Source organism: Alteribacillus sp. JSM 102045, assembly GCF_041949975.1.
Lineage (GTDB): Bacteria > Bacillota > Bacilli > Bacillales > Marinococcaceae > Alteribacillus.
Window position 1 is genome coordinate 1 of sequence record NZ_JBHFQG010000032.1, and the last position, 16,181, is coordinate 16,181.

Genomic DNA, 16,181 nt, shown 5'->3' on the forward strand with positions numbered 1-16,181 from the left:
ACCACTTAGAATAAACAATTTATGATGAAAATGATCGCTTGTAATACAATCCATCATTTTTCTCCTGGTGACAGCTTCGCTGGAATTATCCAGAGATTAACTCCTTACGACAAATAATCCTGAAAATTATACGTCATTTATCACTAAAGTTCACACCGAATAAGGGTTACACACACGTTTCAAAAGTCGTCTCGAAAACAAAGTTACAATATTCATTGTTTCACCCTTTTTGATAATGTTAAAAGTAATAAAATTATAACGAAAAATTAATCCACTAGATGTATGACCTTAATATTAGACATTAATCCTGGCTTTTCTCCTAAATATCAATTCATATGGTAAAATGAGTGTGTTTTTACTTACTACTCCATGGGAGGTTAGCATGAAATTAAAGAATTTAGTGATTAAAAACTTTCGTAACTTTGAATGTGCAAAGATTGATTTATCAAATCAAAACGTTATATTTGGAATGAATGATGTAGGAAAAACCAATATGCTTTATGCCCTTAGATTTCTACTCGATAGAAATATACGGAAAGAAGGATTTAGGGAGACTGATTTTTTCCAATGTGATACCAATAAGTTAATTAGCATCACTTTATGCGTAGATATTTCAGACCGTAAAACTGATGAGGACTCAAAACATATTATTGCAAAAGTCGGCGGGGCAAGATCTAGTGACGATTTGGATAATTTTTATTTTAGAATAGAAGGGGCATATGATGATAGTGAGGAGATTGGCATTCCAAAACTGTATTGGGGAAATGACTTTAAAAACTTAGAAGAAATTAATCAAAATGGAATATATAGTAGTATAGACAGCCTATTTCGAATTGTTTACGTTGATCCCTCAATAGATTTAGAAAATACATTTACAAAGAACAGAAAAAAGCTTTTTGATCAAACAAAATTAAGTGACGGTGACATACAAATATCTAACGATATCAAACAAATAGGCAATGAATTAAATACTAAAATCAGTAGCATGGAAGTTATAAGAAATTTTCAGGATGTTATAACTGATGAATACAAAAAATTAAAAGATGAAGATATCAGTATAGAGATGAAATCAGAGCTATCAATTAATAGTTATTTTGGTAACTTGATCCCCTATATAAAAAAAGATGATGACGATAACATTTATCCAACATCTGGAGATGGAAGAAAGAAAATCTTAGCATATTCGGTATTAAACCATCTAATAAAGGAGCAGGAAGGTAATAAAATTATAATACATCTAATTGAAGAGCCTGAAAATAGCCTACATAGATCCATGCAGATAGCCCTATCACAACAATTGTTTAACTCTAAAGTATATAAATATTTCTTTTTATCGACACACTCTTCAGAACTTCTATATGAAATGGATGATGCTTCCCTCATAAGAATTTACTCACAAAATAGGACAAACTGTGAATCTTATCTTTATATTGTAGAAGATGAATACAGAAATGTAAAAAAAGAACTAAATAGTTCCCTCGCAACTGCACTATTTGCAGATAAGGTATTACTAGTTGAAGGTCCTTCAGAAAAAGTGTTATTTCAAAAAATTTTAGAAGAAGTGCACCCAACTTATGAATTAGACGGGGGGTACATATTAGACGTTAGTGGAATAAAATTTGAACCGTATGTAAAGGTACTTAAAGGCCTTAACATTATCCCAATTGTAAAAACCGATAATGATTTAAAAGCAAAGAATAATAATAAAATGCTTTTTGATTTGATTGGTATAAATAGGTGTCTAAACCTTTTAGAAATTGTGCAGGAAGGTTTTGAATCTATTAATGCTTCCCCGGTAGAAATAGATTATTCTATTTTTAAGGATAGCAAGATTAAATGGCCAGATTCTAGAAAGAAAAGAATGGTTAAAGATAAAAAAGTGAGCTTATATGACAACTACATAGATGATATCTACAAATTCCAGGAAAACAATATATATTTATCAAGAATCGATTTAGAGCATGATTTATACGAAGTAATTGGTGAAAGAATGAAGGAAATACTTGGTGGAAATCCAGTGAAATATCTTCAGGACCATAAATTACTAAATATGATTGAATTAACAGATGGACTAACTTATGAGGATTGTACCAGGATCATAAAAGATTCATTGTTTAAGCCATTAAGGGAGTTGGTTCCTCATGAATTTGATTGATCAAGAAGCTAGAGATGAAATTTTAGAGGACAATGGTAATATTGTGATTTCTGCTAGTGCTGGCTCGGGGAAAACAACCATTATGGTCAATAAAATGAATAAAGTACTTCAAGAGATTGAAGACCACAAAACAATCGCTGCAATCACGTTTACAGTAAAGGCTTCTAAAGAGATCAAGAAAAAAGTAGGTATAAACACTGAAAACAGCTTGTCGGTTCAAACAAATGATTCTTTTATTGAAAGTGAGATAATAAGGCCTTTTATTCAAGATGCACTAGGAAGTGATTATAACAGGGAATATTCCGTAGAATATGATGGAGTGTATAAATTCTCGAGTTTTGAAGAGGGCCTGAATCAATTAAAAAGCATGAACGTATTAGGCACTTACCGGGATAACCATCTTAATTTCAACTTCCGATTAGCTTTAATAATTATAAAAAACTCAATAGCTTGTCAAGAATATATTAAATCTAAATATGCTATGATTTTTATTGATGAATATCAAGATACAGATTCAGATATGCATAGATTTTTTATGTGGCTAAAAAACAATTTAAGCATCAAATTATTTATCGTGGGAGACTCTAAACAAGCTATTTACTTATGGCGTGGAGCCATGAGTAACGTATTCGAATTATTGTCTAATGAAAATTTCTCTGCATACGAACTTGTGACTAATTTTCGATGTGATAATGAGATTGAAAACTATGCAAATCTATTTCACAACCCTGGTTACTACAAGCACTTAAATAACGATGTAAATAACGTAATTCTAAAAGAATTTCCCTCAAAGGGAAGAAACTTTGTAGGATTTTTAGAAGAATTTGAGCAGCTTATTGAAGACAATTATGTTGACATCCTTAAGGACATTACAATAATTGCTAATTTTAACAGAGACGCTCAATTGATAACCGATATTTTAAATAAAAATGGTTACAATTTTGTGTATATACCAAGAACACCAATTGATGAAGGCATCCCTAATGGTCATCTTCTTAAAGAATTGGCATTCTACATTAAGAATGAAAGTTATTCTATTTATGATTTTTTATCCAATACTCAAATTGACGAAAGGATTCAAACTAGAAAGGATATTGATAAGATAATTAAGCTTTTAAAAAAGTGGGAAAACTTAGATCAAACAATGATTAGCAGGGCTGTTTCCAACTTAGCAAATTATCTAGAGATATCAATTAGCGACAAGGAAATTAAAAAATTTATAGAAAGTATCACAAATAGAAATTACGACATGGCATTTACTCTATTAGAAGAAAAACATAAAGTTATGACGGTGTTCGCTTCTAAAGGGTTAGAGTTTAACCAAGTAATAAGTTTTTCCCGTTATTATAGAATTTTTAATAGTGAGCACCTTCAAAATCACTATGTTTGTGTAACAAGAGCAATTAATAAATTTATAATGTTTATAGATGATCATAGATATCATAAGCATCTTACAAACGTAATTGCTAATGAACAGATTTCAAACGCTGGAAAGGTATTTAAACACATTCCCTCAATTAACGCTTACATTAAACAGTGATTTCTGTTGAGATAAAGAGATAGGAACAACTCTTAATAGTTCCTATCTCTTTACAGTACAATTTATCCACTTTCCTAATAAATTGTTGATAAATTCATTAATATTCATAAGATCAACACTTCGAGTGGTTTTTCATATGTTTTCTTCTCCCATAACAACAATGTTTGATGTTGCGGAAATTATTTATATAACTGTGGTAAATAGGTTACTACGATATCTATAACACTATGAGTGATTGCTGTTTCTTAAATCGGTGTAGACTTCATCAAACATATCTTCCATTAAAAATTGTTTGAAATCGCTATCTTCAAGCACTTTCATGAAGAATTTCTCATTCTGCTGCATCCGATCAATCACGAAGTCCATAAAAGTTTTTTCATAACTGAATTTGAAATTATCTTTCGTATTATTCTGTGCTCTTTCTGCCAACGTCTCATTAGCTTTCATATCCGCTAAAAGTTGGTCTCGGGATAACTTATCGGCTTCAGTAAACTCTGTGCCGAAGCGTTCATTTATTCTGTCTATAATCGAAGAAAGACGTTCCTTTTCTTCTTCTTTGCTTCCTGAACCACCGTATTGAGTAGGATTAAGATTTTGTCCACCCTCTTCCGTTAATGAAATACTCCCTTCAAACACCTTTTCATTCCTGTAATATTTTAAGGCGACATCATCTGATAAATAGACCGGGTCCTGAGGTTTCCTCGGCAGTTTCTTGAGCAAGTAACTTAAATAAACAAACCGTTTATGAAGATCGATGTCAGAGAATGGACCTATCTGTAATACAAAGGAATAAGTTCGTACAAATTTAGTAGCAGCTGATTTAAACTGCTCTTGTTGCTCTTCATTCAATTCCGATTTAAATCGTTCCACGGCAGGGTCTAGGAATGAATTTAACTTAGTCTGTATTTTGGTGTTTTTGGATGGATGATCGCTAAATTCAAGATTTGAGACAGCTTCTAGTTCCTCTTCTGTATACACTTGCATCGCATCAAGTTCATGTTGCACATCATATAAAATATTCGGATCTGTAACTTCATCCAGTCCTGTGACTTCATAATAAGTCTGAAAAGCTTGTTGGATGGTTTCAGGATCATTTGCAAAATCGAGAATGAATGTATCATCTTTCCCTTCACACGTCCGATTTAAGCGAGACAACGTCTGCACAGCCTTAATACCATCTAATGGCTTGTCCACGTACATCGTATGCAATAGAGGCTCGTCGAATCCAGTTTGGTATTTTTCAGCTACTATTAGCACTTGGTAATCATCGGAGTGAAATCGGTCCGGAAGTTCTTTTTCGCCCATTTTGTTTATTTCAGGTTCTGTGTATGACTGACCACCATCTTCTACTGTTCCTGAAAAAGCAACAAGCGTATTTAAATCCGTATATCCTTTTGATTTAATGTAACGGTCAAATGCGTACTTATATCGAACGGCATGCAAACGGCTGCTTGTGACCACCATTGCTTTTGCTCGTCCATCAATTTTATGACGGGTCACATTACGGAAATGCTCTACCATGATTTCAGCCTTTTGAGCGATATTATGCGGGTGCAAGGAAACAAAACGCGCAATCTGCCTAGACGCTTTACTTTTAGCCACTTCAGGATCTTCCGAAATACTTTTCTCCACTTTATAGAAAGTGTCGTATGTGACGTAATTTTCCAATACGTCATGTATAAAACCTTCTTCAATTGCCTGTCGCATCGAATAAACATGAAACGGGGCATAAGTACCGTCTTCCTGCAAGGTGCCGAACCGTTCTACCGTTTTTGCTTTCGGAGTGGCCGTGAAGGCAAAGAAGGAAATATTTGATTGATCCCCACTTTTCGCGATCACTTCAAGCATCCGTTCTTCCGCGTCCGTCGTTTCACTTTCTTCCATCATGCTCTCTTCATATGCCTCTTCTAATGACTTATTCGACAGAAGAGCCGTCATAGCACTCGAAGCCTTTCCGCCCTGAGAACTATGAGCTTCATCAATGATAATGCCGTATGTTCCACGGTTGAATTCGCCAACCTTATCTAAAATAAATGGGAACTTCTGGAGCGTTGTAATAATCACCTTTGTTTTATTGGTAATCGCCCGGGCCAGCTGGTTAGAATCTTCATCAATCTTTTCCACCATTCCTGCCTTGTGCTCCAACTGATAGACAGCATCTTGCAACTGCTTATCCAACACCCGTCTATCCGTGATAACAATGACGCTGTCAAAAATAGCTTCATCATCTTCATCATGAAGCTTGGCAAAACGATGAGCTAACCAGGAGATACTGTTCGTCTTCCCGCTCCCGGCTGAATGTTGGATCAAATAGTTTTTCCCGGCCTTATGAACAGATACATCCTCTTCTAATTTTCGAACCGCATCCAGCTGATGGAAACGAGGGAAAATAACAACCTCTTTTTCATCGATAATCTCACCATTGCTGTCTTTGATATCTTCTTTCTGGATGTACACAAACCGGAAAAATATATCAAGCAAGCTGTCTTTCTGCAAAATATCTTTCCATAAGTAGGACGTTCTGTAATCGTCATAGACGACTGGATTACCTTTCCCACCCTTGTTTCCTCTGTTGAATGGAAGGAAGAAGGTCTTCTTTTTATTTAACTGCGTTGTCATATAAACTTCATCAGTGTCAACTGCAAAAAAGACAACAGCTCTCCTCTTAAATTGGAATAACAACTCATTAGGAGAACGGTTATCCTGGTATTGCTTCTTGGAATCTTCTACCGTTTGACCAGTCAATTGATTTTTTAATTCCATGACTATAAGTGGAAGGCCGTTCAAAGACAGCATCATATCAATCGAGTTCCGGTTTTCGGTACTGTAATAGACTTGTCGGCTGACAGTAAAAATATTCTGTTCGTATCTTTCTACGAGAGTCCGGTTCATATCAGTGACCGGTTGATTATAAGCAAGACGAAGAGTAACACCGTAATCTTTAATCCCATGTCGAAGGCAGTCAATCATTCCACGTCGCTTCAGCTCTTTATCCAGTCTGTCCATGATTTTGTATTCATACTTTTCTTTGTAGACTTTCTTTAACCGTTCCAGCGCTTTAGGCTGTGTGGCTTCCAGAAACTCAAACAGAATGTCCTGATCAACCGCCCACTTCTGAAACGTATGCAAAGCAGTCCCCTCTAATATCCTTTGCCGATACCCTGACCGTACTAACTCATGCTCAATGTTTTCTTCGAATCCTCGTTCACTGTAATCCACACTCACAACCTCACCTCCATGTCCTCCTCGGTGTCCTCGTAGTCAGGCACATCAATTTTCCCAGTAACCGCTTCATAGATCAGAGATTGACGGTATTCTTTTAATTTCTCAATTTGAACCTTTAATTCTTCAAGAGTCTTATCCATATTCTTTAAATAATTATTTAAATACTGGCTAATCTTTTTCTGTTCTTCAATACTTGGTAATAGTATTGGTAGTTTTTTTAAGTCTGGATAGCCTATGGACTGTCTTACTCCACTTCCGAATCCATAAAAAACCTTTAGTAGATCATAAGAGTGTAGAAGAAGACTAGCATACTCACTAGTAATAGTATTTCTAGGAATGAGTGTTAAATATGCAGAAGTTATTATCCCCCTCTCTTGCACCAAACCAACCCTGAGACTACGTTTATCATTTTGCAAATCTGTTAAACGCAAAACGATGTCGCCACTATTTACTATACGGTACGTTTCAAAAGAAGCTGGTAAAAGTCCAAAATTACTCTCTACATCTCTTCTTTTGATTTTCCCATAGCTCAGCGACAGCACGTTCTGCTCTTTTTTACCTTCATTTTTAGTTTTTGACTCTATAAAATGCAGGTTTAATGTGCTAACATCCCACTTTTTTGGAATTTCACCGATCCATTCCACCCCCGAATCTTTCATTTTCAAATCAGGGTCAAGTCCTTTTGTAACAGCTTCTGTTATAATAGCTTGACGTTTTTCTTCAAGAAGTTTGATGAGTTTTTCTTTATCAGCAATAAGGGTATCAATTTCTGAAGTTTTTCGATCAAGAAACTGCACAATTTGTTCTTGTAGTTCTTTGTTGGGAAGCAAAACCCTTAAAGACTTAATTATCGACTGACTTATATTTTTTTGCCCTCCTCCTGCCGAAAGTTCAATAATTTTTTCTCGGTTGGAGAGAAACCAATAAAATAGAAATTTATTACTAACACCTTTTGGGTGTGTCATTACACAACAGGCCTGATTAGTTGCGGCAGGTATCCTAGTAATTGATAGCCTTCCAATAGTAGCGCCATATAGCGCAATAACCAAAGAATTCGCAGGATATACTTTCAAAGTTGGATAGTCTATTATTGCCTGTTTAGAAATTTTTTTATTGGTAACATACAAGTACCCATCATTTAAATCTCCAGTATTGATCCAAGCCACTTCTGCTCTATTGTAATACTCATTATTAGTAGATTTTGGAGTAGTTCCACTGCTAATCTCTTCGAAGAGCCACGAAACTTTTAACAACTCCCAGTCTTCTAAGGATTTTTCTCTAAAATTCATTCCAACACCTTCTTCAACTTCTCTAATATCCTCGCTTCCAACTCCTGAATTTCGTCCTTAATCTCTTCAGAAGGTCGTAGTTCTTTATATTTGTAAAAATGACGTGTGAATGGGATTTCATATCCTATTTTCGTTTTTGATTTATCGACCCAGGAGTCTGGGACGTGCGGTAGTACTTCCCGTTCGAAATACTCGTGAATGTCTTCTTTTAATGGGACATTTTCGGTGTCGCGTAAGTCTGGATCTGGTTCGACGTCACCTTTTTTGTTTTTTACACAGGCATCCGCTGTCTCATCTTTCTCGGAAAGAGCTGCTAAAATTGTTTTTACTAACGTAGCTTTGGTGTCCACTCCGTATTCTTTTAAAGTCTGTTTCAAAACGTCCGTAAATTCCTCACGATTTTTATAGAGCAGGCCATCACTCATAGATTGCAGGGCTTTTACGATGTTTTGCTGTTTCTTCTGTCCTTCTTTTTCCTCTTTCAACCCTGCTTCTCCTTTTTTCTTCGTCTTCGCTAGATTTTGAAAAGCTTTCTGTTCATATAACCTTTTTATTCGCTCGTTATCGGCTTTGAAATTTAGCTTTAACGGTCGTTCTACAACAATTTTTTGGTAGCCAAAATCTTCATTGTCAAAGATTTTGACATGCTCTCCTTCTTTAAACTCCCCGTAAAGTTTAATTATCTCTTTAATCTGCTCCTCTGAAATTTCATGACGCTTTTCCCCAAGGCTCTTTCGCATCTTTTGATAGAAATCAACCGCATTCACTAGCTGGATTTTCCCTTGTCGCCAAGGTTCTTTATTGTTTGTTAATATCCAAATGTAAGTAGAAATACCAGTATTATAGAAAAGACTGGGTGGCATAGCCACTATTCCTTCTACAAGATCATTTTCAATCACGTAACGGCGGATCTCACTTTCTCCACTTCCGGCATCCCCTGTAAACAGCGGAGATCCATTCATAATAATTGTAAGACGCGACCCTTTTGGGTTCTCCTCTGTGACTGGCTTCATCTTTGAAACAAGATTCTGCAGGAACAAAAGCTGTCCGTCCCCAATACGAGGTAGCCCAGCTCCAAATCGACCTTCATGGCCTAGGTCTTCATGTTCTTCCCGTACTGTTTTTTCTGCCGGTTTCCATTCAACTCCATACGGCGGATTTGTAATTAAATAATCGAAGGTTTCATTAGGAAATGCATCCCTGGAGAGCGTATTTCCAAAACGGATATTGCGGGCCTCTTCTCCTTTTATTAATATATCTGCCTTACACATGGCGTACGATTCTTCATTAAATTCTTGAGCAAAGAACTCCAGCTCAGCAGATGGGTTTAAATCCTTTAAATACTCCTGGGCAATGGAACCCATACCGCCAGTCCCAGCACAACTATCATAGAGAGTCTGTGTGATTCCCGGTTTTGTGAGGATATCTTCATCCTCATTAAACATAAGACCTACCATCAACCTTACTACTTCACGAGGGGTATAGTGGTCACCAGCTTCTGCATGTTCTGAATAACGCCGGATCAATTCTTCGAAAATGTAACCCATTTCCAAATTAGAGACTGTTTCTGGATGAAGATCGATCTCTGAAAAACGTTTCACGGTAAGATAGAGGAGGTCATTCCGATCCATTTTTTCAATTTGTGTATCAAAGTCAAAGTACTCAATAATATCTCTCGCTACCTTTGAAAAACCATTTATGTAATCACGGAAATTATCAGCAATGTTATCCGAATCATTAATCAGTTTTCCAAAGTCATAGTTGCTCGTATTGTTAAAACGCTGACCTGAGACACGGTTTAAAATCTCGTCCCGTGCCTCTTCCGGTAGGTTTTTGTACTTCTCATATTGTTCTAATACTTCCTCTTTTGTATCTTGTAAGACACAGTCAAACCGGCGTAGTACTGCCATGGGTAGAATGACTTTTCCATAGTCATCCGGTTTATAAGGACCTCGCAAAATTTCCGCAATCGTCCATAAAAATTGTACTTTATCTTGAAAATTAACCATTTTACCTGCTCCTTTTTCACGACTCATTAAACAAACTTACATCTAATTATAACAATAGATAACTAATTCTTCTTTTTTAAAAACAATTGATATACTAATGTTCTTGTAAGTTTTTTCTTATATTGTATATAGTATTCCTTGAAACCCCTACTTCCCTATGGATATCCATCACACTTTTTCCTGTTTTCAATAATTGTACCACCCGATCATAAATAACTTTATCCTTACCGGTTGCACCAGAATGGTAACGTTTCTTTCCACCTTTAAACTTTCCTTGAGCTTTCGCAATTTCAATTCCTTCTCGTTGTGCTGCTCTTATTCGTTCTCGTTCTTCATCCACCATCCAAGATAATAAAGTAAGTACGATATCAGATACCAGCTGTCCTACTCCCTCAAGATCCTTGTACCTTCTTGTATCAAGGACTGGCATATTTAGAACGACGATATCAATTTCTTCTTCCATTAAGGACTTCCATTCATTTCGAATGTCTTCCTTATTACGACCGAAACGACTCAGATCGTGAACGACTAAGACATCTCCAAAACGCATTTTCGATCGCATCTCATGATAAACGGGACGATTTAAATCTTTTCCGGATTGTTTTTCCTGATAAATACGCTCGCAGCCAAACTCCTCTAACTCTTTTATCTGCCGAGACAAATTTTGATCTTTGGAACTTACTCTAGCGTACCCAAAAATCATCTTTTTTCCTCCCACCTATTGAACAAGTCTGTTTGAACATGTGAATACCCTGATTTTACTGGATTCCTTTTTGTTTGTACAGGGTGTACTCAGGTTAAACAAACTTTCTAACCCTTCAACTGTGTGTTAAAAGTTGAAGGGTTATCTCCAGGAGCGAGAACACATATTTTAAAAAATTTGATATATTAAGCCTGCTGGATTTCTAAATTCATAGCCTTTCATAAAATGTTCTAATCTTGTTTACTATCAATTTTCTTCGTTCTTGTAAAAATTGCTCATAGTCACTGGCTTCCATATTAAAAATGGATTCTGGAATACAATTCATTTTCATGTTGTATATTAGCTCATCATCATTATCTATTTCTCCTATCAATAATTTATCTTTATTTATTTGTTCCTTTACTTTATTTAGATAGGATTTAGGGGCCTCTGCTTTTATGGCTAAATTTACGGCTTGCTCTGTAAAAACGTAATTTGCTATTTGGTTATATTGTCTTCTATTGTTGTAACCATTGGACTGAAGATATTTCTTTGGAAACACATGATGAACATCGCCGCGTTCTTCAATTAAATGCTGAACCGTAATAGATTTTGAGAGAAATGCATTATCGTTATCATAGATTTGGGACATGATATATAAGTTGAAGTATGGACTGCTAGATACGGAAGTATCCAAGTTTCCTATTAAAATATTATCCCAATACGCATCAGATAATTCGCCCGCCTCCACATTGTTTACATACGTCATAGGATTCTCATTAGCGGCAAAACGTTTTATATCAAAATCAAACATAGATTCTGGTGAACCCGAATATCTTTCTGTCAGAATAGAAGCCACTAGCCACTTACGCACGATTTTATTAATATCCGATGCATTTATATTCTTTTCTCTTAAAAGTAAAAACAAAGCATAAGCAAAATTTAACGCATTTTGAGAACGAACTAATTTTGCGTTTATCACTCCTGCAGATTTTAGCACCATTATAAAACGCTTAAAGTTGGTTTCATCAATAAATTTCAATACACCATCATATAATTTCTCAAAAGATTCTTCTGTAATTTCTTCCTTGTATTCTCTTGTCTCAAAGTCACGACCTGATAATAGGCTTACCAAATTAGATAATTTTCCTCGCAAAAATTTGAATGTAAACGCTACACGTAATAAATCTGAATAACTGGGTTCATAAATATTAGTATTATAATCTTTGACCCACTTGATTTTATTGAAGTTTTCGGTATTCGCAAATTCTATGTCATTATCTTTAATGTTGTCATAAACAGAAGGCTTTTTAATTAAATTGCAGAAATAATCAATCGTTTTTCGAACTAGAGGGCCTTCATATTTATCATTCACAGATATTTTAGACATAGCAAAATCAGCTTGACTCAAATTGACACCTGCCGAATTAATACGGATAAAAATCTCTGTGACTACTTCTATATCAAGGGTATGAGCCAGCTCTATAATACCAATGGAACTATACCTTACTTGGGATAGTTTCTGAATAATTTCATTTAATTCATTTCTAGAAATCTCAGGGTTTTCATTACAATAACTATCAATAAAGCCGAATGTATCAAAACCTTGTTGAAATATTTCAGCTATATCTGGAATCCATCTTTTATCTTTACGAATGGCAGGATTCTGAACTTCAAATATTTCCTCAATGGGATTAAAAGCAATTTTTATCCGTTTTTTCTTATAGTCATGATCCACGACTTCCTTCCCTGAAATAGCTGCCATTAAAGCAGTCACACGTTGCTGGCCATCGATTAATATCTTTTTACCATGAGAAACCGTGCCGTCTTTTAATCGTGCCTCTGGGTTTTGCCAAGTAATTATGTATCCAACCGGATAATCTTTATATAACGAGTCCATTAAATCTCTAACTTTAGAAGACTTCCATACAAACGGTCGCTGTATTTCTGGAATAGCAATAATATCTTGCTCAATCCAACTAAGAAGCGCATTTACTGTGCTGTTATTTACATTATAATTGGACATAAAAATCCTCCCACTTCCAAAAAAAAATGACGCCTTTTTATCTCTGGCATCATGTCTATATTTTTTATACGGGCCATCATCTAAGATCTACATTTTTACAAACAGTAAAGTTAATAAATGAATGTTTCAATTCCTTTACATTAAAAGTATATTATGCCTGTATAAATTTTACAAGATAGATTTCCAAGAAAAACTAGTTATTAGATAATAAAGTTAATTTTTCAAAAGCCTCTAGGCAACAAAATGAGGCACTTTTTGAAAGTGCCCTTTATTGTTTCGTGGATTTTTCGTTTGTTAATAGGTGCTTCATCACCTTGCCGCCGGGGTTTCGGGCTAATTCGTCTATCAAATGAATATGTTCTGGAACCTTGTAATCAGCGAGGTGTTGAGCGACAAATTGTAGAACCTTCTCTTTTTCAACGGAACGATTTTCTGGAACGACAAAGGCTTCTACACATTCGCCGAACAGCTTATGGGGGGCTCCTTTTACGGCTGCTTCTTTTATGTCAGGATGTTTAAGCAGGACACTCTCTACTTCTATCGAGTAAATTTTCTCGCCTCCCCGGTTGATCATGTCTTTTTTTCGATCTTTGATGTAAAGAAAGCCGTCTTGATCCAGGCAGGCGTAGTCCCCGGTTTTCCAATACCCCTCTTCAAAGCTTGTTTTGTTTGCTTTTTCGTTGTTCCAGTATCGAGGTATGACCATCGGTCCTTTCACCCATAGCTCTCCAATTTCCCCATAGGCACATTCTTTATTGTCTTCTGTTATGATTTTCACCTCTACTCCTTGCACGGGTTTTCCTACCGCTTCTATTTTGCTCTCCAGATAGACCTGCGGCATGATGGCCGTAGGGGAAGACGTTTCTGTGGCACCGTATGTGTTATGAAGGTTTGCGTTCGGAAACCATTTTCTCAGCTCTTGTAATAAAGGCGTATTCATCGGGGCCCCTCCATACGCAACGACTTGTATGCCTTTAAATGAAGAAAATGAATTCTTTTCGCAGGTTGAAACAAGCATTTGGTAGATAGCAGGAACATTAAATAAAAAGGTAATGCCTTCCTTCTCGATGGTTTGGATAAATGGCGTCGTCTGGTATCGGGGTAAAATAACACTCTTCCCCCCGACTCTGACCATATGAAACATCTGGCCAATCAGACCGGTCACATGAAACATCGGAACAGCTAACAAGGTAACCGTTTTGTTATTCGTTGATAGATGCTTTTCATAGTTTAATACCGAGTGAAGAATGTTACCGTGTGATAGCATTGCTCCTTTTGGTTTCCCCTTTGTTCCTGAAGTATAAATACGCCCAGCTTCCCTCGAAGAACGTCTGCGAATTGGTATACTGTTTTTTTTCAAAGCATGATACGTTTTTCTATTATGTTGAAACACCACCGCCTCTTTATGAGGGCAGCGTGCAGCACTGTCGTGTAATAAGTCATATAGATTTATTGGACGTTCTGGTCTAGTCATTGCCCTTCTCTCCTTTTACTCTAATGATGGAAGCCACGTCGATAACTCTGGAATGAAGCTGATAATCATTAAGTCTAGTAAGACAATAAGTACAAATGGAATCACCGCTTTAGACATGTTCATAATGCTTACCTTTGATATTTGTGAGGCAACGAAAAGGTTTAGACCTACAGGCGGGGTAAACATCCCCATTGCTAGATTTACGATCATAATGACACCGAAATGAAGGGGATCAATGCCAAATTCGGTTGCGACCGGAAGTAAAATTGGGACAAAAATTAAAATAGCGGCCGCTGCTTCGATAAACATGCCTGCAACAAGCAGCAGGACGTTGGCAATAAGAATAAACACAATCATACTTGTCGTCGCATTGAGAAAAAGCTCAGAGATATACATAGGTACCCGCAGGTTTTGCATGATATAACTGTATAAACCGGCTGTACCAATAATACTTAGAATGGTCGACGTCGTTACAGCGGACGTCGTAAAAATATTTTTTAAGTCTTTGAAACTGATCTCTTTGTAAACAAATACACCTATTACAAAAGAGTAGGCTACCGCCACAACAGCAGCTTCTGTTGGAGTAAAAACCCCGCCGTAAATTCCGCCTAAAATAATCACGGGCATGATGAGTGCGAGCATCGCTTTTCGCCCGGTTACAAATAGTTCCTTCAAAGAGCTTTTTTCAGATCCTCCATAACCTTTTATTTTTGAAAAGATATAGGCATAGAGAATTAAAGTAATGGTAATCAGCATACCTGGAATGATGCCGGCAAAAAACATGTCACCAATAGAAACATTGGCTGCGATACCATACAAAATCATCGGAATACTAGGAGGAATAATAACACCTAGAGCCCCAGCTGTTGCCTGGTTTACGGAGGCAAACTTTACATTGTAACCTTTATGAACCATCGCCGGAATCAATATCGAACCGATAGCGGCAGTGGTAGCTGCGCCTGAACCTGAAATAGCAGCGAAAAACAATGACGTCAAAATAGCAACAATCGCTAGGCCTCCTGACATGTTGCCGACGATGGCGTTTGAGAAATCGACCAGCCTCTGGGAAATCCCGCCGTGCTGCATAAGATACCCTGCTAAGATAAAAAACGGGATGGCCATCAAAGGAAAGGAGTTGATTGAATTAAAAATCTGCTGAATCACTACTACCATCCTGGTAAGATCTCCAGCCCATACAGTAACTGCGCTGGCCAGTCCTAAAGAGAATGCAATGGGCAGCCCTATGACAAATAGCACCCCCAGAAGGCAAAATAACAAAGCTATCACGCTGCATCCTCCTTTTTCGTGTATTGGTCAATAATTAACGCAATGGAATTGATGAAAATCAGTATGCCTCCAACTGGAATTGCAAGATTTGGAAATTGCATAGAAACTCCAGTACTCGGTGCACGTTGAATGGCGACATTTCCTACCATTTCGATTCCATAAACAATAAGAATAAGAGAAAATATGGCTCCAAGCGTGAAGACAATGGTGTTTAAAACTTGTTTTACACGTCCTTTTAACAACTCATTTACTAAGTCTATAGAGATTAATGTTCCTTTTCGGTAAGCATATGCCGCCCCTAAGAGGGTCAGCCATATCATGAGAAATCTAGCTATTTCTTCAGAAAAGGTTAACGGAGTACCCATTACAAAACGCGCAAATACCTGCCAAAATATAAGAATGGTCATTATGATCAGCTGGATGGCAAGTACCCATTCAATCAGTCGGTTCATCATGTTTACTCCACGATTAAATAACAATAGCGCCTGCTTCAT

General features: G+C 36.6%; 10 protein-coding genes. 2 read left to right on the plus strand and 8 right to left on the minus strand.

The features are described 5' to 3' along the window. The first annotated feature begins 382 nt into the window (after positions 1-382). Together ACE1TI_RS17040 and ACE1TI_RS17045 are read left to right on the plus strand one after the other, a co-directional pair. Positions 383-2,155, plus strand: coding sequence for an ATP-dependent nuclease (locus ACE1TI_RS17040; protein ID WP_375008758.1), 1,773 nt, complete (start codon positions 383-385; stop codon positions 2,153-2,155). Beyond that, positions 2,142-3,695 carry a UvrD-helicase domain-containing protein gene (locus tag ACE1TI_RS17045; RefSeq protein WP_375008759.1) on the plus strand — a complete coding sequence of 518 codons (1,554 nt, stop codon included), beginning with the start codon at positions 2,142-2,144 and terminating at the stop codon, positions 3,693-3,695. The genes ACE1TI_RS17040 and ACE1TI_RS17045 overlap by 14 nt, the downstream gene beginning before the upstream one ends. Before the next feature lie 225 nt (positions 3,696-3,920). Here the strand turns inward: ACE1TI_RS17045 and ACE1TI_RS17050 are convergent, their stop codons facing one another. The 8 genes from ACE1TI_RS17050 to ACE1TI_RS17085 all read right to left on the minus strand — a co-directional run bounded on the left by ACE1TI_RS17050 (position 3,921) and on the right by ACE1TI_RS17085 (position 16,181). Further along, positions 3,921-6,920, minus strand: a complete 3,000-nt coding sequence (locus ACE1TI_RS17050; RefSeq protein ID WP_375008760.1) for a type I restriction endonuclease subunit R — start codon at positions 6,918-6,920, stop codon at positions 3,921-3,923. After that, on the minus strand, positions 6,917-8,209 hold the full coding sequence (locus tag ACE1TI_RS17055) for a restriction endonuclease subunit S (RefSeq protein ID WP_375008761.1): 1,293 nt from the start codon (positions 8,207-8,209) through the stop codon (positions 6,917-6,919). The genes ACE1TI_RS17050 and ACE1TI_RS17055 overlap by 4 nt, the downstream gene beginning before the upstream one ends. Continuing rightward, positions 8,206-10,218, minus strand: a complete 2,013-nt coding sequence (locus tag ACE1TI_RS17060; protein WP_375008762.1) for a type I restriction-modification system subunit M — start codon at positions 10,216-10,218, stop codon at positions 8,206-8,208. Before ACE1TI_RS17060 ends, ACE1TI_RS17055 begins: the two co-directional genes overlap by 4 nt. A 94-nt stretch (positions 10,219-10,312) precedes the next feature. After that, positions 10,313-10,921 (minus strand): recombinase family protein, encoded by a 609-nt coding sequence (locus ACE1TI_RS17065; protein ID WP_375008763.1) that lies wholly within the window; start codon positions 10,919-10,921, stop codon positions 10,313-10,315. A gap of 208 nt (positions 10,922-11,129) precedes the next feature. After that, the gene (locus ACE1TI_RS17070; protein WP_375008764.1) at positions 11,130-12,926 is read right to left on the minus strand and encodes a GmrSD restriction endonuclease domain-containing protein; all 1,797 of its coding nucleotides are present in this window, start codon (positions 12,924-12,926) and stop codon (positions 11,130-11,132) included. A 268-nt stretch (positions 12,927-13,194) separates the two neighbouring features. Next, complete coding sequence (locus tag ACE1TI_RS17075; RefSeq protein WP_375008765.1) at positions 13,195-14,400, minus strand: class I adenylate-forming enzyme family protein; 1,206 nt, start codon at positions 14,398-14,400, stop codon at positions 13,195-13,197. Between the two features lie 15 nt (positions 14,401-14,415). Further along, positions 14,416-15,687: a TRAP transporter large permease gene (locus tag ACE1TI_RS17080; protein WP_375008766.1), complete on the minus strand. Its 1,272-nt coding sequence runs from the start codon at positions 15,685-15,687 to the stop codon at positions 14,416-14,418. Next, positions 15,684-16,181, minus strand: coding sequence for a TRAP transporter small permease (locus ACE1TI_RS17085; protein WP_375008767.1), 498 nt, complete (start codon positions 16,179-16,181; stop codon positions 15,684-15,686). Before ACE1TI_RS17085 ends, ACE1TI_RS17080 begins: the two co-directional genes overlap by 4 nt.

What these genes read in the sequence shown, in the direction of transcription:
- ACE1TI_RS17055 (WP_375008761.1), bottom strand. Translation starts at nt 8,209, where the DNA reads ATGAATTTTAGAGAAAAATCCTTAGAAGACTGGGAGTTGTTAAAAGTT.
- ACE1TI_RS17040 (WP_375008758.1), top strand. Translation starts at nt 383, where the DNA reads ATGAAATTAAAGAATTTAGTGATTAAAAACTTTCGTAACTTTGAATGT.
- ACE1TI_RS17075 (WP_375008765.1), bottom strand. Translation starts at nt 14,400, where the DNA reads ATGACTAGACCAGAACGTCCAATAAATCTATATGACTTATTACACGAC.
- ACE1TI_RS17045 (WP_375008759.1), top strand. Translation starts at nt 2,142, where the DNA reads ATGAATTTGATTGATCAAGAAGCTAGAGATGAAATTTTAGAGGACAAT.
- ACE1TI_RS17060 (WP_375008762.1), bottom strand. Translation starts at nt 10,218, where the DNA reads ATGGTTAATTTTCAAGATAAAGTACAATTTTTATGGACGATTGCGGAA.
- ACE1TI_RS17070 (WP_375008764.1), bottom strand. Translation starts at nt 12,926, where the DNA reads ATGTCCAATTATAATGTAAATAACAGCACAGTAAATGCGCTTCTTAGT.
- ACE1TI_RS17085 (WP_375008767.1), bottom strand. Translation starts at nt 16,181, where the DNA reads ATGAAGCAGGCGCTATTGTTATTTAATCGTGGAGTAAACATGATGAAC.
- ACE1TI_RS17065 (WP_375008763.1), bottom strand. Translation starts at nt 10,921, where the DNA reads ATGATTTTTGGGTACGCTAGAGTAAGTTCCAAAGATCAAAATTTGTCT.